The following is a 22,974-nucleotide window of genomic DNA, read 5'->3' on the forward strand; positions in this document are numbered from 1 at the left end:
AGTTACGTTCCCGTGCGAGGTTAAGTCGAAGAGACGGAGCCGCAGCGAAAGCGAGTCTGAATAGGGCGCTTTAGTACGTGGACGTAGACCCGAAACCGTGTGATCTACCCCTGTCCAGGGTGAAGGTGAGGTAACACTCACTGGAGGCCCGAACCCACGCATGTTGAAAAATGCGGGGATGAGGTGGGGGTAGCGGAGAAATTCCAATCGAACTCGGAGATAGCTGGTTCTCCCCGAAATAGCTTTAGGGCTAGCCTCGGAAGATGAGTTGTGGAGGTAAAGCACTGATTGGGTGCGGGGCCCGCCAAGGGTTACCAAGTCCAGTCAAACTCTGAATGCCACAAACTTTATTCCGGGAGTCAGACAGTGAGTGCTAAGATCCATTGTCAAAAGGGAAACAGCCCAGACCATCAGCTAAGGTCCCCAAGTGTGTGTTAAGTGGGAAAGGATGTGGAGTTGCACAGACAACCAGGATGTTGGCTTAGAAGCAGCCACCATTGAAAGAGTGCGTAATAGCTCACTGGTCGAGTGACTCTGCGCCGAAAATGTAACGGGGCTAAACACGCCACCGAAGCTATGGCTTGCACTTTGTGCATGGGTAGGGGAGCGTTGTATGTACGTTGAATTCTGACCGTAAGGACAGGTGGAGCGCATACAAGTGAGAATGCCGGTATAAGTAACGAAAAGATCAGTGAGAATCTGATCCGCCGAAAACCTAAGGGTTCCTGAGGAAGGCTCGTCCGCTCAGGGTAAGTCGGGACCTAAGGCGAGGCCGAAAGGCGTAGTCGATGGACAACAGGTGGAAATTCCTGTACCACCGTAGCCGTTATGAGCAATGGAGTGACGCAGAAGGATAGTGACGCAGACTGATGGATGTCTGTCCAAGCAGTGAGGCTGGTTAGTAGGCAAATCCGCTAACCGTAAGGCTGGGCTGTGATGGGGAGGGAAACTTTAAGTACCGTAGGTCATGATTTCACACTGCCAAGAAAAGCTTCTAGCCAGGCGAAGGTGCCCGTACCGCAAACCGACACAGGTGGGTGAGAAGAGAATTCTAAGGCGCGCGGAAGAACTCTCGTTAAGGAACTCGGCAAAATGACCCCGTAACTTCGGGAGAAGGGGTGCCTCGGTAGGGTGAATAGCCCGAGGGGGCCGCAGTGAAAAGGCCCAAGCGACTGTTTAGCAAAAACACAGGTCTGTGCGAAGCCGCAAGGCGAAGTATACGGGCTGACGCCTGCCCGGTGCTGGAAGGTTAAGAGGAGTGGTTAGGGGCAACCCGAAGCTATGAATTGAAGCCCCAGTAAACGGCGGCCGTAACTATAACGGTCCTAAGGTAGCGAAATTCCTTGTCAGGTAAATTCTGACCCGCACGAATGGCGTAACGACTTGGGCGCTGTCTCAACGAGAGATCCGGTGAAATTTTAATACCTGTGAAGATGCAGGTTACCCGCGACAAGACGGAAAGACCCCATGGAGCTTTACTGCAGCTTGATATTGGACTTTGGTACGATCTGTACAGGATAGGTGGGAGCCTTTGAAGCCTGAGCGCCAGCTTGGGTGGAGGCGCCGTTGGGATACCACCCTGATCGTATCGGAGTTCTAACCTGGTACCGTGATCCGGTATGGGGACAGTGTCAGGTGGGCAGTTTGACTGGGGCGGTCGCCTCCTAAAATGTAACGGAGGCGTTTAAAGGTTCCCTCAGAATGGTTGGAAATCATTCGCAGAGTGCAAAGGCATAAGGGAGCTTGACTGCGAGACCTACAAGTCGAGCAGGGACGAAAGTCGGACTTAGTGATCCGGTGGTACCGAATGGAAGGGCCATCGCTCAACGGATAAAAGCTACCCTGGGGATAACAGGCTTATCTCCCCCAAGAGTCCACATCGACGGGGAGGTTTGGCACCTCGATGTCGGCTCATCGCATCCTGGGGCTGAAGTAGGTCCCAAGGGTTGGGCTGTTCGCCCATTAAAGCGGTACGCGAGCTGGGTTCAGAACGTCGTGAGACAGTTCGGTCCCTATCTGTCGCGGGCGTAGGAAATTTGAGAGGAGCTGTCCTTAGTACGAGAGGACCGGGATGGACGTACCGCTGGTGTACCAGTTGTCTCGCCAGAGGCATAGCTGGGTAGCTATGTACGGAGGGGATAAGCGCTGAAAGCATCTAAGCGCGAAGCCCCCCTCAAGATGAGATTTCCCAGTATGTAAGACCCCTTGTAGACGACGAGGTTGATAGGTTCGAGGTGGAAGTGCGGCAACGTATGCAGCTGACGAATACTAATCGGTCGAGGGCTTAACCTAATCCCAACCAAGTGAAGATAAGCTTTGTAGCGAATTCCGAATACTTGATTGGGACCCAGAAATCCTAAGAACATCTAACTTTACGCACGTTTCGTATCTAGTTTTCAAGGCGCAAACCACGCTTTGACTGTTTGGTGATGATGGCGGAGGGGACCCACGCGTTCCCATCTCGAACACGACCGTTAAGCCCTCCAGCGTCGATGGTACTTGAACCGCAGGGTTCTGGGAGAGTAGAACGTTGCCAAGCAGTTTACCCTTTGGGGGTATTTTTTTTGCCAGCCTGTTAGGTAGTTCACCTAAATATATGAGGCCCGTTGGTCAAGTGGTTAAGACACCTCCCTTTCACGGAGGTAACAGGGGTTCGAGTCCCCTACGGGTCACCAACTAATCCCCACAAAGTGACGTATTGCTGACGAAGCATATTCCGATTACTTTGCGTGGGCCCGGTACAACACTTCCCATGAACGCTTAGCTCAGCTGGGAGAGCACTACCTTGACAGGGTAGGGGTCGGCGGTTCGATCCCGTCAGCGTTCAGTATAACAGAAAGCCGCGATTCCTTATGGGACGCGGCTTTTTCTTGTATAACAGCTTGTTTAAGTCGTTGAAAACTGTACTACTCATTCAATCGTTGGGGACGCCGTGGGGACCAAACTGTTCAGAAGGGGATGAAATGGTTCCAAATTACCCGGAAGTGCCTCTTTTTTTCATATCGAATTTGTCCATCTTCTGAGCGGTAATGTCGCTCATCTTCTTAGTGACGTGACTGTAAATATCAAACGTTGTAGAATACTTGGCGTGACCAAGTTGGGCCTGAATCGCTTTTAAAATTAACTCAGGGCTTTCTCCTTGTTTCACTACTTCCTCGATGATCAGAGTGACCGAGCTATGCCGCAGCTCATGAAACGTGATATATCTCAATTCATGCCGTTCGCAGAACTTCACCCACCACTTGGAGATGTACTGATAATAAAACGGCTTACCCTTACCGTTATGAAAGATATACTCATTAGAGTAGTCGTCATCTGTCTTGCCTCCAACCCAAACTCCTGCATCAACTGCAATTTTCCGTTCGCCGCGCCATTCCATCTCGAATTCACGGAGCTCGGCCATGTACCAAGCAGGGTACGATACTTTACGGATGGAGCTTTTAGATTTTGGTTCCTTCTCTACTGCTATACCTGCCTTGGTTAGAGGGATGTTACCTTCGATGGATATCGTTCGAGTATCATAAGCAACGTTGCCCCATTTCACCGCATTAATTTCACCGCGGCGTTCGCCCCCAATAAGAGCTCCCATTACCATGAGCCGTTGCTTACGTTGTTCAAGGTACAGAGCTTCAAGAACTAAGTATGCTTCATCCTCATCGTAAACTTCTTTGTTTTCGTATGAAACTGCTGGAGCATTTATTCCGTTCATTGGATTCTCTTTAAGGACCTTCATTTTAAAAGCGAACTTGAAGATAGAATTTAGTGTTTTATGAACGTCTTTAATAGCAGACGTGGACAGTGGTCCGGATTTCCCGTCGAGACGAGCTCCGTCATCCTCCTCTAACGTATTAAGAAACGTTACTAATTCGAAAGTGCCGATGTCATCAATCCACCAATGTCCAAACCTCTTTTTTAGCCTTGAATTATAAATTGCCTGGTATTTATCGTATGTTGTCGGAGAGAGGTTCTTTGGATTACTTGCATATTCGGTTTCCCATACCTCATAGAACCGCTCAAGTGTAAAGCGATGTGGCTTAATATAGTGTCCAGTTTCCAACTCTCGACGAAACGCCGTTAATTCATCATCAAGAAACATGTCCAGCTGCTTCTTGCTTTTACTCTTCAGTACATCATCAGGGACTTGAACTGTCTTACGTTCGCGTATGCGCTCCCCATTCGCATCGTATCCAAGCTCTACTGTAAGCCGATATGACTTCTCGCTTCTTTTTTCTATTGAACCTTTGGATGTTTTCATGAATTCAAAAATCCTCCTTATCATAAAGTGAAATCAAAGCTGTTTGAATTGCTGCCTCTATGTCGTGAACCATGATGATGAATTGCTCTATATCTTCAATCTCATACTTGGCGCCAGTCCGTTTCTTATCTTCTGTTAGCCGGTCGAGAATTGGAGGAAGATAGATGCCAAACTTCCTTTCAATTGGGTGACGAAATAAGTCTCCAGCCATAATCATAACGCTTGTCACCTCTGGGAACACATCATCAGCAGTCATTTTCTTGAACTTGAAATCAAAGGGAAGATACACACTTTGTCTTTTCCAATCAATGACGCCGCGGCCGAAGTACAGATTAACCCGAGTAGGGCGCAGCATACCATTGATTTCATGTTCCTCGTAGTAAACCGAAATCTTTGCCATCAGTATGCACGCTCCCTTTCTTTTTTTCTACGAGTAAATTCCTCCAGTACAATTCGAATATCTTCCTTTGTGACCTTGACAGGGGTGCTCCAGCGAGTGTTAATTTCGTGGTCCTGCTGTCCGACATAGATCCGGCGCTTGATCTGTTCGAGTCTTCTTTCAATGAATTTTGGCGGAAGTTGGAACTCTTCTGAAATTGTCTTAACTAAGAGTGAAGGATTAATGTAACGGTAATCAGCAAGCATGTAATAGGGCATCGCAGCGTAGTACTGGAAGTGCATAGCCTGCATTTCCTGTAACTCTTTGAACAACTCAGGCATTCTCCCTTGGTCTCCATAGTGCAATAGAAAGTGGCCTAATTCGTGGAAGAACACTTCACGACGTTGCTCTGGTCTTAGCCTGGCGTCAATCACAATGAAATAGTCATCATCAATGCAATGTACAAATGATTTGTCTTCACGGTATGCAATATCTATTTGAAACAGGTCTGCGATCATCTCAATATCTAGGTCCGAGGGATAATGAATATTTCCTTGCTGATAGTGTCTGCTAATCAGTTCCTCTAAGGCAGTTGGTTTGTAATGTGTAAGATCCATGAAGGAGCCTCCTAGTATCGAGAAGTAATCGTACGTATGTTCGTAATTTATGTAAAAATAAAAGCCCACTTCAAGGGCTATTTATTATCTTACTCGAAATTCACAATTCATTGTTAGGTAATATCCACCATCTATGTATACTGCATCTTCGGTGTATCGTTCGATTGGTCCGCCAAAGTCGATCATTTTGCCTTTTTGCATGACCATGACACTGACGCCGGACTTTAGGGCTAATTCAAATTCAAGAGGGGTTCGGAGGGTTTGGTTACGTTTAAGCAATTTAAATTCTCCATTTCATGAGATTTTATAATTTTGAACGATATTTTTCCAAATCCCAGCATTCTTAATAACCATTTGCATTAGCAAGGTGCCTCGTAAAGGATTTAATGTGATATCTAGCTTTTCAGCTAAAACTTGAATTATTCCTTCTATTTCTAACTCACCGCGCTTTTTTGCTTCTGCAATACCTCGAGGATAATCATTTTTTAGTGTTAAGAATGAATACTCCTCGAATCCCTCAGTATCGGAGGCGAGGTTAAGAACACATGAGAATACAGTGTGATATTTTTCCGGTGATAAATTATTTACAACTATTAATTCCGTTGATAATAATGCTAGTAGAATTTCATAATCCGCATAATCTTCATCATTAATTTTTTGCTTGTCATCTAACATTTTATTTAATTCTATTAATTCAGTGTCCCAATTTTCTCTAAATCGATTTGCGGCAATATGAATAAGATGCGCTGCTGCTTCATAAGGTGAAAGTTTCTTTTTAAACATCTCTATACCCTTTTTAGGTTCCCCATCGGATGAGGTATTTGCTTATTAAATAAGATGTTAGTCTATTTCTAATGGATTGCACTGATAACAAACGCCACGGCGTTTATGTTCGCACTTTGGTGTTTTATAATGTTCAATGGTGAATTTAATTAAGAAAAACATGACAATTGGCATTAAAATAATTCCAAATATTTCAATGGCGATGTCAGGAACAAATTCTTCAAATGCTATTCCAAATAAAGCCTCGAATATATACTTAAGAACGGATTTTACTAACCCCCCAAACATATATCTATCCACCAATACATCCTCATCGGTTGAGGGAGTTGCTATTCTTTCTTACGTCGTTCTGCTTTCCTCTTTCTCAACATCTCTACGTAAGCATCAGCCGCGGCTTTCTCTTCCTCAGTCCAGTCATCTCCGCCTCCATGATAGGCTCTAAGATGAGTAGCAGATTGTTCCTTAATAACATCAGCTTTCTTCATTTTATTAAGAGTACTGCTTAAATCACTATTTCCTAGCAATTCATCAGTTGAAACTTCATACATTCCAGCAAAAATTTTTATGGTTTCGGCGTCTGGTTCTCTGTAATCTCTTTCATACCCAGACAATGTTGAGTTTGACAATCCAAGTTTTTGGCATACAAAGGTTTGGGACCAGCCTTTTCTTTCCCTAGCTGCTCGTAGGCGAGATCCTAATGTAGACACGATTCACACCACACAATCTTTTTTACTAATTATAATCTTTTTGCGCGTAACGAAAAATATTTTGCGCGATAAGTTGAAAAAAGTGTTGACTTGCGCAAAACGCGCAATTATAATCAAGTTATAAAGTTTATGCGTATCGCGCAAAAGTAGGAGGTGAAAGAATTGGAGAATAAAGTTGGTTCTATCATCCGAGCAATTCGATTGTCTAAAGGAATATCTGCTACATTTATGGCAAAAAGTTTGAAATATAAGGCTGTTTCAAGTTACACAAGAATTGAAAAAGATGAAACGCCAGTTACATTGGAACAATCAAAAGTGATTGCGGATCTGCTTGGTGTGAATGTGAATGAGTTTTTTAATGAGAAAAATTTGCGCGAATCGCGTACTTCCTCGGCCTAAAGGATGGTGAAACCTATGATAAACACTTATGTTCTCCAAAAAAAAGCCATCGAGGAAGTAAAGGCAATACAGGTGGATGATCAGAGGATTATGCGGATGGTTCAATATTTTTCAGAAGAAGCGACTCACGTCTTGAGTGATCTTTCAACAATCGAACACCAACGCAGTGTATTAGAAGCCATCTACCAAATGGCGGGTAAGGCGATCGGGAAATTATGAGGGGAGGTGAAAGAAGTGAAGGAGACACTGGAGCAAACAGCAGAAGCACTTTGTGATGCTATTAAAAGCCAAATCGCAGCAAAGACAGTGGATGTAGAGCTCGTCAAAGCAACCACTGCTTTTATTACAGCGTTGCCGCTGCAAGATGAGTCATTCGATGTGGATCAAGCAGCAACGCATTTGATGATTAGTAGTGACACACTACGAACATTAGTGAAGAAGCGGCGGATACCGCATTTCCGAATTGGGGTTCAAATCTTCTTCAAGAGGTTGGCGCTCGATTCTTGGATCAAGCTTCAAATGGAGAATAGCACAATTCCCGTTCCGACAGAAGGTTCGAGTATGTTGAGGCGTGCATAAGGCTATACCGATCTGCTCACAGATAAATTTGATATCAATAGTTTTCATAAGAGAGCTCCTTTAACTAAGAGGAAGGGAGGAAAAGCCCACTCGTACGATGGTGGGCGCGGGGTACATACGGGGAATTATTCGTTACATTAATCATAAATCATGATGCTATCACAGGTAAATACATCCCGCGTGCGGATATTGCACACATAAGGGAGGTGATGAATTTGGACAAGATCGGTGAGATTCTGAAATTTGGCCGGACGCGTAAAGGCTGGTCACAAGAACAATTATCAAAGTTTTTAGAAATAGATCGATCAGTTCTATCAAGAATCGAGACAGGAACGATTCAACAACCTAGCTATGTACTTGTTAAACAATGGGCTAAGGTATGCGAATGTGAAGATCTTGTTGGTCTGGACTTAACAGGAGGCGAGAATGGCTGGAAGAAGCTGCTCGCACTTGAGAACAAGATGAAAAAGATCAAAGAGCTGGTCAGCTTCTTTAGAGTAAAGCCGGAAAGGAGATAGCCATGGGTTGTACACAATGTACTCTTGGAAGAGCTAAAGGTGATAATTATTGTGAAATATGTGGCTCAGCACTTGCCATTAGAACTCTTCACTCAAAATTCAACCGTAATGCAGATCTACTTAAAAGAACTGCTCAATTCATTGAACCGTTGAATGTCGAGGACCTTATCTTTGTTTCTAACATTTTGAATTTAGTTGCTGAAAGGAAAACGCCATGATCGAGAATCCAATGGTAATGCCTGAACTACACTACTGGATGCCGCCTGTTAACTTGGTCCTCATCGATCTTAGTGATCTGGAGCCAGACATCAAGGATTTGAATCAGAAGTTGCTCGTGAAGTTTAGAAAGGAGCATGGCCTATATGGAAGAGTGGAGTAACAGTGCTTGCTTGGGTTATGTGATCGAAGGGGCTAAAGCGCTTGGGTACACGGACAAGCACATTGAAGAACTGGTCAAAGCAGTCCGCGGTGAGTTCGATTTTGTATCAGTAGAAGAGGCCGCCGACGTTTATAACAAATCGCCTTATTAGGAGGGTTCGAGTGAGTCCAGCTAAATATCGCAAGACATTAACTCGCTTTCGTACACGAATGGCCGCTGACGCTCAGATCGACGATGTCACCTACGACGCTTTCGTCTGGTGGATGAATCAGCAGCTTGCAGAAATGGATCAGGAAAAGAAAAAAGCCGCCGTGGAAGGGCAGCTAGGGTTGAGAGTCCGCTTAAAGAATCTCGTTGTGGCTATTTTAACACATAATAGCGCTGCGGTGAAGGAGGCAAAGCATGCGAGTCATTAAAAAGCTTGGGGTTGTAATTTCGGGTCCTGAAGGTGGGATCGAATGGTATGTAGTTGGTCAGAAGCTAAATGGCTTTGTTGTCTCCAAGATAAATAACGTCAGCTCGGAATATGAAGATCATGTTCATTCTGAGTATTTAGTTAAAGAAGAGAACGGCTCTTTAATTGTCAGTATCGAGAATTGTCCGGTCATCGTTGAATGGATGGAGATTCCAGAATCCTAGAAACGACTTAATTATCAAAATAAAAGGAGCGTGCCAGCAAATGAAAGAGATTAGCTTAGCAAGCCTTACACTACGCAATTTTAAAGGCATTAAGAGCTTCAAACTTGAAACAAACGGCAAGGATGTTCAAGTATACGGCGATAATGCAGTTGGTAAATCAACCCTCTTTGACGCTTTTACTTGGTTACTCTTCGATAAAGATAGTCATAACAAATCCACTTCTAACTTCAAAATCAAAACTCAAGATAAAGACGGCAATGACATTCATCATATGGAGCACGAAGTTGAAGGTGTCCTGCTGATCGATGGAAAGGTTAAAACACTTCGCAAGGTATACGCTGAAAAATGGACTAAAAAGCGGGGATCCATTCACCAAGAGTTCAACGGTCACAATACTGATCATTTTATTGATGGAGTGCCTAGCACCAAAGGTGAATTTACGGATTTCATCAATACAGTAATAAGTGAAAACATCTTCAAACTGCTAACCAGTCCTTCCTACTTTAATGAGCTCCATAAGAATGATCGTCGCAAGATATTGCTTGAAGTATGCGGGGATATCTCCGATGCGGACGTTATAGCAAGCGACAAGAAGCTCTCAAAGCTAACTGCTATTCTCGGTGACCGCAGCATTGAAGATCATCAAAAGACGATCAAAGCGCGGCGCTCAGAGATTAACAAGGAACTGGACAAGCTTCCTGTGCGGATCGATGAAGCTAACCGATCGCTGCCGGATGTATCCGAACTAGATGAAGTGTTTTTGGATGAAGATATTGCATCCGTAAAGACCAAGATTGAACAAAAGGAAGCTGAGTTGTCGAGGATCCAAAACGGTGGCGAGATATCAGTGAAAGAGAAGCTGCAGCGTGAACTTGAAGGCGATCTGATTGGACTGAGGAACAGCCTACAGTCCGGCACAATGGACAAGGTGTCTGAGCTTAGAACCACTTTAAATGCCTTGCGATCCAAGCAATCTACCTTACAACTATCAATTGAGACCCATCAACAAAAGATTGAACATAACCGGTTGGTGATCGAGCGGAAGCTAGAAGAAGCTGATCGTCTTCGTAACAAATGGGTGACTGTGAATGCGGAAGTCTTCACAGGGCAGCATGATGAGAACTGCTTCGCTTGTAACCAACCTCTTCCTGATGATCAGGTTAAATTGGCTCATGATAGAGCAATTGCACACTTTAACCGTGAAAAGGCTGAGCGTTTGGAAGCCATATCAGTAACAGGTAAGGCCGAAAAAAGGGATGCTGATAGCTTAACTGCTGAAAACGCCGATCTGGCGACGAATCTCGAATCCCTGATCTCGCAGCTTGAGGATAAAAAGGCTGAGGTCAAAGCTAGTGAGTCCTTACTAGAAACCATGCAGGCGGGTATCACGGACGTTACTGCGCAGCCTGCTTACATCGAGAAGCAAGCTCAGATCGATGCCGTTAAAAGTGAAATCTTAGGCTTACGTTCTGAGAATCAAGGAAAGATCGAACAAGTTCGACTGGAACTTGCCAAGATCCGAAGTGAAGTAAGCTTGCTTGAGCAGCATAAAGCAAAGTTCTCCCAGGTCAAACAGATTAAAGAGCGCATCGAAGAATTGGTTGCTCAAGAGTCTGAGCTTGCTAAGGAATTTGCCAAGTTAGAAGAAGAACTCTTCCTTACAGAAGAATTTGTTCGCGCTAAAGTATCGCTGCTTGAATCCAAGATCAACAGTAAATTTAAGCATGTTCGCTTCAAATTGTTCGAAACTCAGGTCAATGGTGGCTTGGAAGAGCGTTGCGACACGCTGATCGATGGCGTTCCATACGGCGCCGGACTTAACAACGCAGCTGAAATCAATGCGGGATTGGATATCATCAATACCCTTTCTGAGTACCACGGATTCACGGCTCCGATCTTTGTCGACAATGCCGAGGCCGTCACGCGAATGATTGATACACAAGGTCAAAAGGTCAGCCTGATCGTCAGTGAGCAGGACAAGCAGCTCCGTGTTGAGACCAAAGCGAAATATCAGGAGGCGATCTAGTTGAGCGAACAAACCAAGGCAAGATGTGCATATTGTCATAGCGAGCGTCCTGTTTCAGAAATGAAGCAGGGCAAGATCATTTTTCAGGATTATAACTATGTTACTCGAAAGAAATTTGTTAACTCAAAATTCAATGCTTACTGCAACGACAAGCCTTGTCATTCAAACGATCAAATGGCCCATGAGGGGTAAAGGAGAGAATCCAGTGTCAGAAAATACTACAGTCGCAAAAAAGGAAATAACTCAGTCCGAACGCTTCATGAACATGGTCGTTACACAATTCACTTCTGGTGTGGGCGAGATTGCCCTTACCAAGTTTCAACAGCGTCTTGCGCAGAACTACTTCATTGCACTGGACGGCTCTTTGAGAGTGGCAGAGGAAAAAAGGCTTAAGAAAAAGGGTAACAATGTAGAGCAGTTGCCGATCATTTGGCAGAACGTGAATATGGAGAAACTTTCTCGTGATGTAGTCACTTATGCACGGATTGGTTTCGATCCTGCCCAGAAGAATCATATCAATATGGTTCCGTTTAAAAATGGGAACACAGGTAAATACGACATTGGCTTTGTCGAAGGTTACCGCGGAATGGAATTAAAGGCTGTTAAATACGGGTTAGAGGTTCCAGACATTATTATCGTGGAAGTGGTTTATTCAACGGACCGCTTTAAGTCTTTTAAGAAAGATCGTAACAATGCTGTAGAAAATTATGATTTCGAAATCGTGAATGATTTTGAACGTGGTGACATCATCGGAGGTTTCTACTATCACCACTTCAATCAAACACCTGAGAAGAACAAGCTTGTAGTCATGAACATGAAGGATATCCTCAAACGTAAGCCAGATAAGGCCAGCGCGGAATTCTGGGGTGGGGAAAAGGATATTTGGGAGTGGGATGACCAAAAGAAGAAAAATGTGAAAAACGGTACTGAAATGATTGATGGTTGGTACGAAAAAATGGTTTGGAAGACGGTTTATCGCGCTGCTCATGGTGATGTAACCATCGATAGCCAAAAAATCGATGACGACTATATGAACCTCAAGAAAGCTGAGATGGACTTTGCTGAGGCTGAGGTTCGTGAGGAAATCAACGAGAACGCCAACGGCCCAATTATTGATATCACTCCTGATCCACAGCCTGATCCAAGTAAGAACACTTCAAAGCCTGTTGATTCTCCTCCAACAATCGTGGAAGAAGAGCTAGATTTATCTGGTTTGGAAAATGGTCCAGACTGGTGATAGAGATCAAACCTCTTGCCTCCAGCAGCGCTGGAAATGCTTACTACATAACGGATGGCACAACAGCACTGCTTCTGGAGGCAGGCATCAAATATAAGGAAATACAGCGGTCACTTAACTTCCAAACATCGGACATAGCAGGCTGCCTGATCACCCATGAACACGGGGATCACGGTAAGTCTGCTACCGACATAATGAAGGCAGGAATCACCGTCTACGCGTCTCAGGGAACGCTTGAGGCCCTTAAACTAACTGGACACCGAACGCAAGTCATTAGTGCCATGAAACAATTCACTATTGGGACATGGACCATCTTACCGTTTGATGTACAACACGATGTATCGGAGCCCTTGGGCTTCTTGCTCGTTAATCAGGCGGGAGATAAGCTACTGTTCGCAACAGACACCTACTATATCAAGTATCGCTTTCAAGGCCTTACGCATCTTATGGTTGAGTGCAATTATTCTATGAAAATATTAAATGATAATGTGGCGTCAGGTAGAGTTCCAGTCGCTATGAAACGCCGCCTGATCCGCTCACACTTTAGCTTGGAGAACATGAAGGACTTCCTACTTGCGAATGATCTAAGTCGCATTCAGGAAGTTTGGCTGCTTCATCTAAGCGACAACAACAGCGATGAGGCCCTATTCAAAAGAGAGATTCAAGAGTTAACTGGTAAGCAGGTTTTCGTAGCACAGCGATGACGGGGAAGGAGCGGCGAATGGCGAACCCACAACCAGAAAACGGCTTTGTTAAGCTGGCGAACGAGATATGGAACGAGATCATTCGCCGTGACTTCTCGAAGCGTCAGAAGGATATCATCCTTTTTATATGGCGATTATCTTATGGGTGTCAGAAGAAATTTGCTGTCATTCCGAAGCTTAAAGACTTCGAATTATGTGGTATCGGAGCACAAAATATTACTAACGAATTAAAATATTTAGCATCAACAAAGGTCATTTTTTGGGAGAAATCAGAGTCAGTTTTCATCGTAAATAAGGATTATGAGCAGTGGCAAATTAGTCCCGTGAGAGGTTGGGACGAAGAGAAATTCAAGGAACTTATACACTTGAATTTGGAAAAAAAGACTTCTCAAAACAAGAAGTTATCACCAGAAAAAAAGCTTGTAAATATTATCATAACTTCTCAAAACAAGAAGTTGAAACTTCTTAAAACAAGAAGTAGGTACTTCTTAAAACAAGAAGTTAGACTCCCCTCAAACCCTTGTCGCTGTAAGGTGAAACGGGTGTCTAAAGACAGTATTAAATACATTATTAAAAAAAGAACTACTACATCAACTACAACATCATCTAAAAATGCACATGATTTTTCTTACTCAAAAATCTTTCAAACGTATTCTGATAATTTTGCTGTTGATTCCAAAGTTAATCAGTTCGATGTTGACGAAATAAACACCCTTTTTGATGACTACGGCGGTGAGTGGCTCTTATTGGCAATGAGGGAGGCATACCGTCACAACATTAGGACGCTTGCTTACATACATGGAATTTTAAAGGGTTATAAGTCACGGGGTGGACCAGAAACGGAAAAGCAGCCGGAAGGAAACGGAAACACTACGGAAATGAGTACACAGAAGCCGACTGTTAAAGCAAAACATAACCAAGCAATCGACATGCTGGATCAAATCGAAAGGGAGGAACGTGAGCGTGAACAGAGCGGAAGTTATTCAACTCTTTAAAAAAATTAAAGGGAAGTATCCATCATTCCAGATGCCTTCGGAAATTCTAACACTCAAGTATATGGTCGATGAATGGCTGGAAGACCTGGAGCACACGCCTTTCGAGGTGGCTACTGAGAATCTTCGGAGGCATTCAGATAGCGCTGCTCAATGGCCGCCAAGCATCGGTCAACTCAAGCAGCCGCTGAAAACCGACGAGGACCTGTATCACGAATCCATGAAACGCTCAGCACAAGAGTATCTGGCTCAAAAGGACGAGTGGATTAAAAACTCGGTTGGCCCACCGGATCACATCAAGGCTATGATGCGATTGCCTCTCGAGGAAAGATTGGAGGCGATCAAGGCTTATGCAGGAAGAAATGAACGAGAATCTGAGTGCTGAACAAGCGGTTCTAGGCGCGATTTTCATCGAGAATGAGTCGATATCGGTTGTTTCTACAAGACTTGTGCCGGATGACTTTTTGGAACCTAAGCACCGGATCATTTACGAGTCCATGATTGAGCTCTACGATGCAGCTGAAACGGATACTCCCGTTGATTTGTTGACGGTCATGAATCACTTGCTACGTCGTCAGCAGCTTGAACATGTGGGCGGTATTGGATATCTGTCAGAGCTGTCCGATGCGGTACCGACCGCGGCAAACGTTGATTACTACGCCAAGCTTGTCTTGAATGCTTCGCTCGAGCGGAAGACGCGTTCAGGCATGCAGAAGATCTTCCAGAACAATGATCTCACCGCCGAGGAGATGGCCGCACAGGCACAGATTGTTGCCGAAGAGGTTGCAGAGCGATCCGCAAGCAAAAAAGGCGGATTCAAACGGATCGATGAAGTCAGCATGCAAGTGTTTGAGCAGATCGAGAAGACCAATGCGAACCCGAATCCCGGAGGCGTAACAGGAATATCATCTGGTTTCGTGGACTTGGACAAACAGACATCCGGTTTTCAGCGTCAAGACCTGATTATCGTGGGGGCTCGGCCGTCTGTCGGTAAAACAGCACTTGCTCTGAATGTTGCTCGAAGTGCTGGTATAACCAGTGGCGAATCCATTGCAGTATTCAGCCTAGAAATGGGTGCCATGCAACTTGTGCAGCGTATGCTCTCGGCTGAGGGAAATATCGATGCTAGTTGTATGCGCAGCGGCATTATGGAGGGTGGCGACTGGGAGAAGCTCACTGGAGCTATCAGCGAGCTATCACGATCCAATGTCTTTATCGACGATAGCCCATCGATCACAGTCAACGAAATCCGCTCACGTTGCCGCCAACTCAAGAAAGACACTGGTTCACTTGGAATGATCCTGATCGATTATCTCCAGCTTATCAGCGGCGCCGGACGCAGCGAGAACAGGCAGCAAGAGATATCCAAGATATCCCGAACACTCAAACAAATTGCCCGCGAACTGGATGTTCCGATCATTGCACTTTCGCAGCTGAGCCGTGGAGTCGAGCAGCGATCTGACAAACGGCCGATGATGTCAGACCTTAGGGAGTCTGGTTCTATCGAGCAGGACGCCGACATCGTCGCCTTCCTCTATCGTGACGATTACTACGACAAGGAATCCGAGAAGAAGAACATTATCGAAATCATCATTGCTAAGCAGCGTAACGGTCCAGTCGGAACGGTTGAGCTTGCATTCCTGAAGCAATACAACAAATTCGTAAACCTAGATCGAACACACCATGAGGGCTCCATACTTCCAGATAAAAAGCAGACCAAGAATCCTTGGAAGAGGGGAACGGCATGAATCACCTTTACAACATCGCAATTGATCCAAAGGTTCCGCTTGAAGATCGTTATGCGGTCCTGAGAATAATGAAGGTCGTTCAGGTTAACGCACCAAGAGACTACCGAAAAATGCAACAAAAAGCTGATCGGCAGCGCAAATACAATGAGATTCGCGGAGATTTTCGGACCAGTAAACAAGCTTGAGAGGAGAATGAACCATGTTCAGATTAACAATCAATGGAAGGCCGTACCTTCATGCAATGAACCAAATCGATGCGGAAGCATTAGCGATCAGGCTGACTCGCTGCATTAATGGAATTGGCATGATGAAGGTGAGCGCATGATCGAATTCACAGTTTACGGCGAACCAGTTGCTCAGGGGCGCCCGCGATTTTCTACACACGCCGGATTCGTGAAAACTTATGATCCAGCCAAGTCCGGAGATTATAAAAAATTTGTGAAATTGGCAGCCAAGGAATATGCACCTGTTGCGCTGCTGGAAGGACCAATCAAAATGAAATTGGTCGTATACCGGAGCATGCCGGGTTATCTCAGCAAGTCGGCTAAGAAAGCGGCAGCGGCTGAAGCAGGGGAGGTTGTCCCGATTTCTAAGCCTGACATTGATAACTATCTCAAAGGTGTCAAGGATGCGCTGAAAGGCGTGATTTGGAAGGACGATAGCCAAGTTGTTGAGGTTTATGCTCTTAAACGGTATAGTGTTCGGCCCCGCATAGAATTGAAAATTATCGAGTTACAAACGGCAGCTCCGGCCAAGAAGAAGCCAGATCAGCCGACACTAATATAAAAATTGAGAGGAAGATGAATATGTTTACAATATTCAAAGCAAAAATCGGTCCAATTACAGTTGATGAAAAGAAAACAGTACTAAAGCTCATATTTCCAGAGGAGTTTGATCTTATCTCTGTTTATCAGCTTATGAAACAAAAGGGTAAAACAGTGAAAATTGAGATTTTCAGTGAAGAACAACTTTCCATCGATGACATCGGAGTTTCTACTCCACATCGTTCCGGAATTCCCTTTGTTGCTGGTCCCTCTGGTATCGTTGAACGTCTATCAACGGAAAATGAACAGGACCAAGATGATGATCAAGAGCAAATGGATATCACTGATGAACCAGAAGAACCGGAAATCGATCAAGAATCGCTCGAAAATGATTCAGAAAATGCTGAACCTGAACCACAACCTGATTTCGAGTTAGAGTTTGATGGTCAAACTCCGACTGGAGATTCGGAAAATGATGGAAACGAAGATGGTACCAACGTAATCGAAATTGAAGGCAAGGACGCTCTCGAAACCTTCATCTTAAACGGCAAAGCACCTAAGTATGAGGACATCCCTTATGACTTCCCTGAGCTCCTGAAACGCAAGGTAAAAGGCGAAACGTGGATGGAGATTGCTACATCATTGAAAATCACTTCCACTACTTTGTCAGCAGCATGGAGCAAATACCGTAAGCAAGTGAAAGCATATATGGAAGGCGATGAGCACGGAGCAGCGTAAGCTGCTTCTCTCGCATTGGAGGGGCACATGGATAAGTTTCCGTTTGAAGATCGAATTATGGATTTAAAAGAAGGTGAAGAGGATGTAATCCACATCAACGGCAAATCATTTGTTATCGTACCTGCTACGGAGAACGATGTTGAGCGGATCGGCAAAGGTTATTACTGCTTGGATTAGCCATACAACATAATGAATAGGAAGTGTACATGATGACGTATTCGGATTTTTTTACAAATCCTTTTGGAGTTATAGCGTTTTTATTGGCGTTTATCGTTTTATCTTTGGCTTATTTTGCTTGGCATCATGAAACAAAATGAATAGGGTGAAAACATGGGAAAGCAATATTATTTATCTGATATTGAAGTCAAAGTTCTGTATCAGGTCTTAATGACTGTCGATACGTTGGGTGCAAATAATGAAGAAGAAGAGGAAGCCGAGGTATTAAATAAGTTGGGTTCAAAGTTTCACCAATGGCATCAGGAAACAAAATGAATAGGGAGCGTGCATGGGAAATGGCAACAGAATTTGGAAGTGTTGAATATTTTAAAGAAGTTCTTTTGAAAGAGAAAGGCGATTATCGTAGATCTGTTTTCGTTGGGATGATGACAAGTATTCTTGATCCTGAAACGGCAGCCGGAAAAACTCCAGTACAAATTCTGAAACGTGCTAGAGATCTAGTGAAAGCTTATGAAGATGTATCAAAATGAATATTAAATTACATGGAGGTTTTTAAAATGGCAACTTATCAAATTTTTGTTAACGGAAAGAATCAAGGAACTATTGAAACAGACAATGCAGAATCCTTTGTCAAAGAAAATTATCCTAAAGCAACAGCTAAGATTAACGAGGAAGAAGCACACATTTACCTAAGCATTAGCATCCTTGATGCTATGAACATTGGCTGAATATTGAGGAACTTGGGGTGATGAAATTGATTCATTTTGGTTTTAAAATCATCGAGGACAAGTACATGGTTGATAAGAAGCAGAACCGTACTCATCGTAAAAGTAGAATAAATAAGAAGTGGGCAAAGAGATACGGATTTACTGTTACGCCAAAAAAGAACGCATTACGGATGGGTAACACCTTGATCATGCACCCGACTGTGGCTGCTGTTCTAAGGGAGAACATGAATAAATGAGAGACGATCTGTCACCTGCCCGCGGATTGATCAACGCTTTAATTATCGAGGCTTTGGCAGCTGCTATCATCTATCTTCTGATCAAATAAAAAAAGCCCTCAACTAATGAGGGCACATCCACAAATCCAGTATAGCAAAGGAGCAGACACATGAAAAGGTGGGAGAGGCTCAGCAAGTGCAAGATTAAACAGCACAAGTCCTGCGCCGTTTATATGGACAAGGATAATCCGATTGGCATCATCATTTTATTTTAGGGGGAAATCAAGTGGAAACTATTCAACAAAAGTTTGACCGCCTGACAGCATTATTAGCGGAATTACAGTCACATCCCGGAAACGAAGCGCAAATTAACCAAGTTGCTCTTGAACTTGATGTGACGAAACGCGAACTGGATCGTTTCAAAGCGCAAGCGGTAGATATGGAAGAAATCGTACTACCAGAGGATTATAACATCATCTTTGGAGATCCCCGGGCTAATGATGAAATCAAAAGCATCATCCGACAAGTGAAAGAGCAGCTTTGGAACCGGCACAATGATGAAATGGGAGAGCTTGATGCCGGGTACCGCAGTCAGATTGCTGAACTAAATCAGTCAGTCACGTTGTTGCAGGCAGACAAGGAAAGCCTTACGAGTGATAATAACGCTTTGAGTCAACAAGCTGATGAAGCTGCCGCTACTATCCATGCACTGACTGAGCGTGCCGAGGACGCCGAAAGCAAGCGAGATGCAGCTTCCCGTGAGATTATCAGTCTCAAAGGCCAAATTGATGAGCTTGAGCGCTCCATTACTGCCCAGAAGAAGCCTGCCAGCACTTCGGGTTTTACCTTTCAATTAACCTCCAGCATCAAAGCTGAAACGCCGGACGAAAAGGCTGCTCGTTTGAAATCTGAGGAAATAGAACGCATCAATAATAACCTTGCACGTTTCGACGTTAAACCACTAGCTGTTCCTACAGATCAAGAAATCAAAGCGCAGTCGCAGAGAGTCGAGGAAGCCGCCCAAGAGGCAGCGCAATTTCAAACGGTGGTACAAAGCGACTCCACAAGACAAGATGCTCAAACAGGAGCAGGAGAAGTTGTGGCAGATGCTTCAATCCCGTCGCAAGCCGATGGACAAACGGTAACAACAGTGCCTTTTACTGGAGATGTGGCATTACAAATGCAGATCGACGCTTTACGATCTGATGTTAACGAAATTTTAGTTTGGAAAAACAAATTAGCAGGAGGGGCAGCTTAGGCTGCTCTTTCCCCATATCAAAGGAGGTTGATGAAATTGGCTATCGGACACTTATATACAGAGCGTAGCGGTTGGACAATCATGGATTTAGGAAAGGCAACTCCTGATAATTACCGTAGAGCAAAGAATCTGGCTCGTTACGCTCTTAGCAAGACAGATAAAAAAGCGAAGGATATTCGTGGGATTATTACGTCGATGATTAGTGAATGTGAGTATGTGGAGGAATGGCTGGAAACAGGGCGTAGGCCGGGTAGTTTCAAAGGAGCTGAACGAGCATATAAAGAATTGTCTTGGGATCCCAACTGGATCGAATCATATGCTTCTCCAAATGGATGGTATATGGATCGAACACAATTTAGTGGAGAATTATCACCTAACCAGAGATTCCGTATTGAAGAAGCCATGTGTACTCTTTCAGATCGTGAGAAGCAATGTTTCATGCTTTATTATGTAGATGGAATGAGCGAGTATGACATTGCTAGAGAATTGCAATTAGGAAGGACAACGGTGCAGGATTATTTGCAAAATGCCAAACGTAAAATTGAAAATGAGAAGCTGACGAACTTGTTCCTTGCGGAATAGGTTCTTTTTTTTCGTGCAGATAACGCACATTTTCCCCGTCCATTGTGCCATTAAGTAAGAACGCATGAATGCAGGTGGTGATGATGGCAAAAGGCAAGTACGACACCCATGTGAAACCTAAGCTTGGTCTCATATCCGCTTGGGCTCGCAACGGTCTCACGCTTGAACAAATCGCACATAACTTGAAGATTGCTGTATCAACACTGTGTGATTATAAAAATAAGCATTCGGAGTTTTCGGAAGCCTTAAAAGAGGATCGAGACGCAGCAGATCTAGCTGTTGAGAATGCTCTCTATAAGAAGGCAGTCGATGGCGACAACACAGCAATGATCTTCTGGCTTAAGAATAGGCAGCCTAAGCGTTGGCGTGACAAGCAGGAGAGCGAGATCTACGGCAATGTGAGTCTAAGCTCTATGACTGTTGAGCAAGCTGAGGATCTAATCAAGAGTTTCCTTGGTGGCAAGTGATGAGCAAAAATAGCCGATCAACAAAAGAAACTTATCTCTGCTGCTCGTTTTGCAAAAATGTAACGCCGATCCGTCGGATCAAAGGCCGCTCTCGCAGGGACGGTCATGAAAAATATTTATGGTGCATCAAGTGCAAGGATAAGATCCTACACAATGAAATTAACTTCAAATGGGGGTTGTTACACAATGGGTGATAGAATTGCCACAACAAACAGCCTATGACTTCTGGCGTAAGAAGCTAGAGATGGCAGACGAAAGCGAGCGGAAGCTAATCCTTGCTAACCTGATCCAATATGTCCAGGGAACAAAGCAGCAGCGTGAGGCATTACAAAATGCCTTCAACGTCACATCAGCGTATGAGTGGATCGTCAGAAATGGATTTTTGAATGAGAACGGGATGTTGATGGAGTTTGTTGACAGAGCTTTTTTGATTGATCCGTTATGTGATGAAACGAAGCTGCTCGCTGTCATGAAGTGCTCGCAGATTGGCTTCTCCACGATCAGCATCTTCAAATCGGCTTATCATTGCATTAAGTACGGCCATAACGTGATTTATACGCTGCCAACGGATTCAGATGCTCAAGAGTTTGGTAAAGCTAAGACAAACATGATCATCGCCAATAACCCAAGCATCAAGTCTTACATGGTGGATGATAGCCTGCACACCAAGAGCTTTCATACGCTTGATCATAAGAACACAGGGTTTTGGTTTATGAAGGGCACCTTCGGTACATCAGCTGCTATCATGCAGACGGCAGACATTCTCGTTAAAGATGAGTTCGACCGATCCAATCAGCCAGTACTTAACCAATATAAGTCACGTACTAAGGCGAGCTCGTACGGCGCCGAATGGGAGTTCAGCAATCCCTCATTCCCTTCGTTTGGAGTTGATTACACATGGGGCCTATCCGATCAAAAGCATTTTATTTATTGGTGTCCATCCTGCAAGCATGCCAGCTATATCACGTACGAACAAGAATCGTTCGACGGAGGAAGCACACATTACGTATGCAAAGAGCGCCGGGAGTATGTATGCGGATCATGCGGCAACGTTCTCGACCGGAGAGCGGCACAAAAAGAGTGGGTTTCCAAGTGGAATGAGAGTAAGGACGATATCTCCGGTTACTGGATCAGCCAAATGATGGCACCATGGATCAGCGCGGGCGAGCTCATTCGAGATGAGAAGCTTATGCTAGCGGATGTCTTTGCAAACTTTAACCTTGGCAGGCCATATGCAAGCAACAGCAATGCGCTCGATCCTTCCAACATCATTAAGAATGTGCAATATGATGCCAATGGTTATGTTCCGAAGGTTACGCCTGGTCAGTTTAGGACATTGGGAGTCGACCAAGGCGGCACTGACGATAACCCAAAGCTGTACTGTGTCAAAGGCACAGAGGAAGGCATTGACGAGATTGTACGTCTTGGTTCGTGGGAGCAGCTTCACAACTACATGCGAATGAACAACATCAGCATGTGCGTCATTGATAATGCTCCTAAGCCTGAAAAGGCCATAGAGCTTGCGACAGCATTCCCAGGAAAAGTTTGGCGCTGTGTATTCGACTATGACGATGAGAGGAAGGCAGTTTATGAGACGGATTATAAGACTCGTATTCTCAATGCTCATCGTACTCGTATCTTTGACCGCGTGGTGGATGGCTATATCACTGGCGAGCGCAAGGTTTACATTGACGGGATGGATAGTAGCCTTTCTGGTATGGATGGTTCTGTTGAGTCTCTTTGTAAGCATTGGAAGGCACAGCGGAAAGAGGGCGGCAACGGAGAAACAGCCGCAGACAGAGAAAAGAATAAGCACCTAAAGTTGGATAGACAAGGTAACGTGAGGCCGATGTGGACAAATCTAGGTGCCGATCACTTCTCGCTCGCAGACGTTTACAACCAGTTGGCGCAGCTTGTGATCAAGAAGCAGATGGAGGGATCAGGATAATGGATCAGCCGAGAAATGCGAAAAGATGGGACTATGTAATGAACAACTGGCAACCCACACTTTTGATAGGGCCATGCGCTCACAATATTCTTGCTCCTAATCAAGACGCCTGCGCCCTATGTGGAATGAGTGGAT

General features: G+C 44.5%; 33 protein-coding genes, 2 tRNA genes and 2 rRNA genes (1 of these 37 cut by a window edge). 31 read left to right on the forward strand and 6 right to left on the reverse strand.

Features of this window, described 5'->3' with window-relative positions; genetic code table 11:
* The 4 genes from LOZ80_RS37865 to LOZ80_RS37880 all read left to right on the forward strand — a co-directional run.
* Positions 1-2,292 (forward strand): 23S ribosomal RNA (locus LOZ80_RS37865); it begins 623 nt to the left of the window's first position.
* A gap of 130 nt (positions 2,293-2,422) precedes the next feature.
* Positions 2,423-2,539, forward strand: a 5S ribosomal RNA gene (rrf, locus tag LOZ80_RS37870).
* A 61-nt stretch (positions 2,540-2,600) separates the two neighbouring features.
* Positions 2,601-2,675 (forward strand) — tRNA-Glu (locus LOZ80_RS37875).
* A gap of 79 nt (positions 2,676-2,754) precedes the next feature.
* Positions 2,755-2,827: transfer RNA gene (locus tag LOZ80_RS37880), tRNA-Val, on the forward strand.
* A 147-nt stretch (positions 2,828-2,974) separates the two neighbouring features.
* On the opposite strand, the gene LOZ80_RS37885 is transcribed toward LOZ80_RS37880, so the two are convergent.
* The 6 genes from LOZ80_RS37885 to LOZ80_RS37910 all read right to left on the reverse strand — a co-directional run bounded on the left by LOZ80_RS37885 (position 2,975) and on the right by LOZ80_RS37910 (position 6,741).
* Positions 2,975-4,255 carry a tyrosine-type recombinase/integrase gene (locus tag LOZ80_RS37885; RefSeq protein ID WP_238169312.1) on the reverse strand — a complete coding sequence of 427 codons (1,281 nt, stop codon included), beginning with the start codon at positions 4,253-4,255 and terminating at the stop codon, positions 2,975-2,977.
* A gap of 4 nt (positions 4,256-4,259) precedes the next feature.
* The gene (locus tag LOZ80_RS37890; RefSeq protein ID WP_238169313.1) at positions 4,260-4,655 is read right to left on the reverse strand and encodes a hypothetical protein; all 396 of its coding nucleotides are present in this window, start codon (positions 4,653-4,655) and stop codon (positions 4,260-4,262) included.
* A complete protein-coding gene (locus LOZ80_RS37895) occupies positions 4,655-5,251 on the reverse strand; it encodes an ImmA/IrrE family metallo-endopeptidase (protein ID WP_238169314.1) in 597 nt (198 codons plus the stop codon). The genes LOZ80_RS37890 and LOZ80_RS37895 overlap by 1 nt, the downstream gene beginning before the upstream one ends.
* 294 nt (positions 5,252-5,545) lie before the next feature.
* Complete coding sequence (locus tag LOZ80_RS37900; protein WP_238169315.1) at positions 5,546-6,034, reverse strand: hypothetical protein; 489 nt, start codon at positions 6,032-6,034, stop codon at positions 5,546-5,548.
* A gap of 57 nt (positions 6,035-6,091) precedes the next feature.
* The gene (locus LOZ80_RS37905) at positions 6,092-6,334 is read right to left on the reverse strand and encodes a hypothetical protein (RefSeq protein WP_238169316.1); all 243 of its coding nucleotides are present in this window, start codon (positions 6,332-6,334) and stop codon (positions 6,092-6,094) included.
* Positions 6,335-6,363: 29 nt separating this feature from the next.
* Complete coding sequence (locus LOZ80_RS37910; RefSeq protein WP_238169317.1) at positions 6,364-6,741, reverse strand: helix-turn-helix domain-containing protein; 378 nt, start codon at positions 6,739-6,741, stop codon at positions 6,364-6,366.
* A gap of 162 nt (positions 6,742-6,903) precedes the next feature.
* On the opposite strand from LOZ80_RS37910, the gene LOZ80_RS37915 reads away from it, so the two are divergent.
* From LOZ80_RS37915 to LOZ80_RS38040, 27 genes are all read left to right on the forward strand, one after another.
* Positions 6,904-7,140, forward strand: coding sequence for a helix-turn-helix domain-containing protein (locus tag LOZ80_RS37915; protein WP_238169318.1), 237 nt, complete (start codon positions 6,904-6,906; stop codon positions 7,138-7,140).
* Between the two features lie 15 nt (positions 7,141-7,155).
* Positions 7,156-7,359, forward strand: coding sequence for a hypothetical protein (locus tag LOZ80_RS37920; protein ID WP_238169319.1), 204 nt, complete (start codon positions 7,156-7,158; stop codon positions 7,357-7,359).
* A gap of 15 nt (positions 7,360-7,374) precedes the next feature.
* Positions 7,375-7,719, forward strand: a complete 345-nt coding sequence (locus LOZ80_RS37925) for a helix-turn-helix domain-containing protein (RefSeq protein ID WP_238169320.1) — start codon at positions 7,375-7,377, stop codon at positions 7,717-7,719.
* 215 nt (positions 7,720-7,934) lie between these two features.
* Positions 7,935-8,237: a helix-turn-helix transcriptional regulator gene (locus tag LOZ80_RS37930; RefSeq protein ID WP_238169321.1), complete on the forward strand. Its 303-nt coding sequence runs from the start codon at positions 7,935-7,937 to the stop codon at positions 8,235-8,237.
* Positions 8,238-8,451: 214 nt separating this feature from the next.
* A complete protein-coding gene (locus tag LOZ80_RS37935) occupies positions 8,452-8,616 on the forward strand; it encodes a hypothetical protein (protein ID WP_238169322.1) in 165 nt (54 codons plus the stop codon).
* Complete coding sequence (locus tag LOZ80_RS37940) at positions 8,600-8,767, forward strand: hypothetical protein (RefSeq protein ID WP_238169323.1); 168 nt, start codon at positions 8,600-8,602, stop codon at positions 8,765-8,767. The genes LOZ80_RS37935 and LOZ80_RS37940 overlap by 17 nt, the downstream gene beginning before the upstream one ends.
* A 10-nt stretch (positions 8,768-8,777) precedes the next feature.
* Positions 8,778-9,032: a hypothetical protein gene (locus tag LOZ80_RS37945; protein WP_238169324.1), complete on the forward strand. Its 255-nt coding sequence runs from the start codon at positions 8,778-8,780 to the stop codon at positions 9,030-9,032.
* Positions 9,019-9,255 carry a hypothetical protein gene (locus LOZ80_RS37950; RefSeq protein WP_238169325.1) on the forward strand — a complete coding sequence of 79 codons (237 nt, stop codon included), beginning with the start codon at positions 9,019-9,021 and terminating at the stop codon, positions 9,253-9,255. Before LOZ80_RS37945 ends, LOZ80_RS37950 begins: the two co-directional genes overlap by 14 nt.
* A gap of 40 nt (positions 9,256-9,295) precedes the next feature.
* Positions 9,296-11,281, forward strand: a complete 1,986-nt coding sequence (locus LOZ80_RS37955) for a hypothetical protein (RefSeq protein WP_238169326.1) — start codon at positions 9,296-9,298, stop codon at positions 11,279-11,281.
* Complete coding sequence (locus LOZ80_RS37960; RefSeq protein ID WP_238169327.1) at positions 11,282-11,473, forward strand: hypothetical protein; 192 nt, start codon at positions 11,282-11,284, stop codon at positions 11,471-11,473.
* A gap of 13 nt (positions 11,474-11,486) precedes the next feature.
* Positions 11,487-12,518 (forward strand): recombinase RecT, encoded by a 1,032-nt coding sequence (locus LOZ80_RS37965; protein ID WP_238169328.1) that lies wholly within the window; start codon positions 11,487-11,489, stop codon positions 12,516-12,518.
* On the forward strand, positions 12,515-13,222 hold the full coding sequence (locus LOZ80_RS37970) for an MBL fold metallo-hydrolase (protein WP_238169329.1): 708 nt from the start codon (positions 12,515-12,517) through the stop codon (positions 13,220-13,222). Before LOZ80_RS37965 ends, LOZ80_RS37970 begins: the two co-directional genes overlap by 4 nt.
* Positions 13,223-13,239: 17 nt before the next feature.
* On the forward strand, positions 13,240-14,217 hold the full coding sequence (locus tag LOZ80_RS37975; protein WP_238169330.1) for a replication protein: 978 nt from the start codon (positions 13,240-13,242) through the stop codon (positions 14,215-14,217).
* The gene (locus LOZ80_RS37980; protein WP_238169331.1) at positions 14,186-14,599 is read left to right on the forward strand and encodes a replicative helicase loader/inhibitor; all 414 of its coding nucleotides are present in this window, start codon (positions 14,186-14,188) and stop codon (positions 14,597-14,599) included. Before LOZ80_RS37975 ends, LOZ80_RS37980 begins: the two co-directional genes overlap by 32 nt.
* Positions 14,565-15,962, forward strand: coding sequence for a replicative DNA helicase (gene dnaB, locus LOZ80_RS37985; RefSeq protein ID WP_238169332.1), 1,398 nt, complete (start codon positions 14,565-14,567; stop codon positions 15,960-15,962). Before LOZ80_RS37980 ends, dnaB begins: the two co-directional genes overlap by 35 nt.
* Positions 15,959-16,147: a hypothetical protein gene (locus tag LOZ80_RS37990; RefSeq protein WP_238169333.1), complete on the forward strand. Its 189-nt coding sequence runs from the start codon at positions 15,959-15,961 to the stop codon at positions 16,145-16,147. The genes dnaB and LOZ80_RS37990 overlap by 4 nt, the downstream gene beginning before the upstream one ends.
* Before the next feature lie 14 nt (positions 16,148-16,161).
* Positions 16,162-16,287: a hypothetical protein gene (locus LOZ80_RS39255; RefSeq protein WP_283214728.1), complete on the forward strand. Its 126-nt coding sequence runs from the start codon at positions 16,162-16,164 to the stop codon at positions 16,285-16,287.
* On the forward strand, positions 16,284-16,748 hold the full coding sequence (locus LOZ80_RS37995) for a RusA family crossover junction endodeoxyribonuclease (RefSeq protein WP_238169334.1): 465 nt from the start codon (positions 16,284-16,286) through the stop codon (positions 16,746-16,748). The genes LOZ80_RS39255 and LOZ80_RS37995 overlap by 4 nt, the downstream gene beginning before the upstream one ends.
* Positions 16,749-16,768: 20 nt before the next feature.
* Positions 16,769-17,464, forward strand: coding sequence for a hypothetical protein (locus LOZ80_RS38000; protein WP_238169335.1), 696 nt, complete (start codon positions 16,769-16,771; stop codon positions 17,462-17,464).
* A gap of 27 nt (positions 17,465-17,491) precedes the next feature.
* On the forward strand, positions 17,492-17,641 hold the full coding sequence (locus LOZ80_RS38005; protein ID WP_238169336.1) for a hypothetical protein: 150 nt from the start codon (positions 17,492-17,494) through the stop codon (positions 17,639-17,641).
* A gap of 153 nt (positions 17,642-17,794) precedes the next feature.
* Complete coding sequence (locus LOZ80_RS38010; RefSeq protein WP_238167402.1) at positions 17,795-17,956, forward strand: hypothetical protein; 162 nt, start codon at positions 17,795-17,797, stop codon at positions 17,954-17,956.
* A gap of 20 nt (positions 17,957-17,976) precedes the next feature.
* Entirely contained in the window at positions 17,977-18,171 is a 195-nt protein-coding gene (locus LOZ80_RS38015; RefSeq protein ID WP_238169337.1) for a hypothetical protein, read from the forward strand.
* Between the two features lie 27 nt (positions 18,172-18,198).
* Positions 18,199-18,369 carry a hypothetical protein gene (locus tag LOZ80_RS38020; protein ID WP_238169338.1) on the forward strand — a complete coding sequence of 57 codons (171 nt, stop codon included), beginning with the start codon at positions 18,199-18,201 and terminating at the stop codon, positions 18,367-18,369.
* Between the two features lie 501 nt (positions 18,370-18,870).
* On the forward strand, positions 18,871-19,842 hold the full coding sequence (locus LOZ80_RS38025; RefSeq protein WP_238169339.1) for a coiled-coil domain-containing protein: 972 nt from the start codon (positions 18,871-18,873) through the stop codon (positions 19,840-19,842).
* Between the two features lie 36 nt (positions 19,843-19,878).
* Positions 19,879-20,424 carry a sigma factor-like helix-turn-helix DNA-binding protein gene (locus LOZ80_RS38030; RefSeq protein WP_238169340.1) on the forward strand — a complete coding sequence of 182 codons (546 nt, stop codon included), beginning with the start codon at positions 19,879-19,881 and terminating at the stop codon, positions 20,422-20,424.
* 80 nt (positions 20,425-20,504) lie between these two features.
* A complete protein-coding gene (locus LOZ80_RS38035) occupies positions 20,505-20,891 on the forward strand; it encodes a hypothetical protein (RefSeq protein ID WP_238169341.1) in 387 nt (128 codons plus the stop codon).
* 199 nt (positions 20,892-21,090) lie between these two features.
* Positions 21,091-22,839 (forward strand): phage terminase large subunit family protein, encoded by a 1,749-nt coding sequence (locus LOZ80_RS38040; RefSeq protein WP_238169342.1) that lies wholly within the window; start codon positions 21,091-21,093, stop codon positions 22,837-22,839.
* Positions 22,840-22,974 lie beyond the last annotated feature (135 nt).

Origin of the sequence: Paenibacillus sp. HWE-109, from assembly GCF_022163125.1 — a bacterium.
Classification (GTDB): domain Bacteria; phylum Bacillota; class Bacilli; order Paenibacillales; family NBRC-103111; genus Paenibacillus_E.